Raw genomic sequence first — 1,754 nt, forward strand, 5'->3', positions numbered from 1 at the left:
ACATCTGCTTGGAGACCCGCGTACGCACCATCGAACTCCGCGGCGAGACGAAGGGCGTCGGGCCGCGCGACGAGGTGAGAGAAACGCAGCGGAGGGTGGCCACGTGAAACGACGTCGCCCCAAGCGAGTGCGCTATAGCCTGAAAGCACCCAGGGGCCGTGCCCCCAAGAGCGACGATGCGGTCAAGCAGCAGCGGCAGGACACGAAAAAAGCCGCGTCACACACGGTCGCGAGGGGCCGAACGCCAAGGCCTTTGTGGCAAGCCGGCGCGAGGCGAACTCATCTGCAAGCACGAGAGGACCAGCCGGACCGCAGGCTGTCGAGACACAGGACCTGACAGCGGCGGTCAACCAACAGGGCGGCGCGCAAGTCATCGGGGTACATCGCCTGCGCCAGGTAGGTGCCCAGAAGGGCAACTTGGCCAGCGCGAAGAGGCGGTACGAGGAGGTGGATGCGAGTGATTGTTCAACCGAGTGGATTCTCGCGCACGCATCGTATCCACGGCCTCGGCGGCGCCGCGGCGACAAAAGAATGGGGTGTCCACAGGAACACCGACCACCTCGATACCGGCATCAGCGATAGGGATACAGGCGGGCGTCAGCGCTGATGGCCACCAGGGTTACTTAGCGAAATAGAACTTGGCGGTTTCGAAGGTGGCGAGGACGACGCCAGTATAGACAGGAATGCGGACGAGACGCGCCGGGAGGCCGGCGAACAAATATGTAATGCCTTGCGTCCTGATGAGATTCGCAAAAACGCCAAACGGCGCGAGACCTGGTGGTGCTGTTTGGATCCTCGTTTTGACGACATCAAACGGTGTACACGCGGAGGCGGCGATAGCGCCGGCACAAAAGCCCGCGACGAAGCCGTGCACTGCGGTGTTGTCATGAGGGATCCTCTTGAGAAGGTCATAGGCGCTCCAATAAATACAAACATAAGGTACATCTCTCAAGAGAGTGGCGCCATATCCCGACCACAAGTGACCTTGCGGGAATACGCCGGCTTGAGCGACAGTTTTTAATTTTTCGAAAGGCGTGCGCACAGTGATGTCGACAATGCCAGCGAGCGTCGCCGCCGGCAGCGGCGGTAAGGATTTCCGAAGTTCGTCATACAAAGTGTATTGCAGGATACTCCCGGGCGTCATCAAGAGTGCGGGCGCGAGACCGCGAAAGAAACCACGAGGCCCATCCTGCGACAAGATCGAGGCGGCCACACGTCCTACCGAGGTGCGCGGCGGCAACGTCTGAATGCGCGTCTTGATGACGTCGATGGGCAGTGTGGTGACGGCGCCCGTGATGCAGGCTGTTGCTGCGGCCAGAGCACGTTCTTGCCTCGTGAGCTCGTGCTCTGCCGCGGCGAACACGGCATATGGAAGAAGGAGCATAAACCCGCCTACTGACGTGGAAAACTGATGTGGTTGGTGTGGTGTGTGGCAAGCGCTTTGACACGGTTGCGGCCTCTGATGAGCGTGAGCGAGCTGTCGCAGTCAGTGCGGCGCGCACAAGCTCAAATGGTGGAATCCGAGGAAACAGCATTGATGATGCGCGCGCTGCGTGGTCAGAACGTGAACGACGACGACGCTCAAATGGACGGCATATCGATGCGTGTTGTCGAGATGCGACGGGGTGAGCGGGGGTTACCGACGTCGTACGACGCCGACATTCTCAGTGACTATTTCAGCGAGAGGCCCGGTGCAGTATTGAGTCGCGTGTCGCAGATCGCCACGACGAGCGCCGGTCTCGTCGCTGGTTACC

General features: G+C 60.6%; 2 protein-coding genes. One reads left to right on the plus strand and one right to left on the minus strand.

All coding sequences use genetic code 11. The annotated features are described in order from the left end of the window. Nucleotides 1-619: 619 nt before the first annotated feature. Nucleotides 620-1,384 (minus strand): MC/SLC25 family protein, encoded by a 765-nt coding sequence (locus AAGA68_27475; protein MEM9388812.1) that lies wholly within the window; start codon nt 1,382-1,384, stop codon nt 620-622. 78 nt (nt 1,385-1,462) lie between these two features. On the opposite strand from AAGA68_27475, the gene AAGA68_27480 reads away from it, so the two are divergent. After that, nucleotides 1,463-1,754 (plus strand): hypothetical protein (locus AAGA68_27480; protein MEM9388813.1); only part of this gene is annotated, 292 nt, incomplete at its 3' end.

It is taken from the genome of Pseudomonadota bacterium (assembly GCA_039193195.1).
In the GTDB taxonomy this organism is placed as follows: domain Bacteria; phylum Pseudomonadota; class Gammaproteobacteria; order Steroidobacterales; family JBCBZW01; genus JBCBZW01.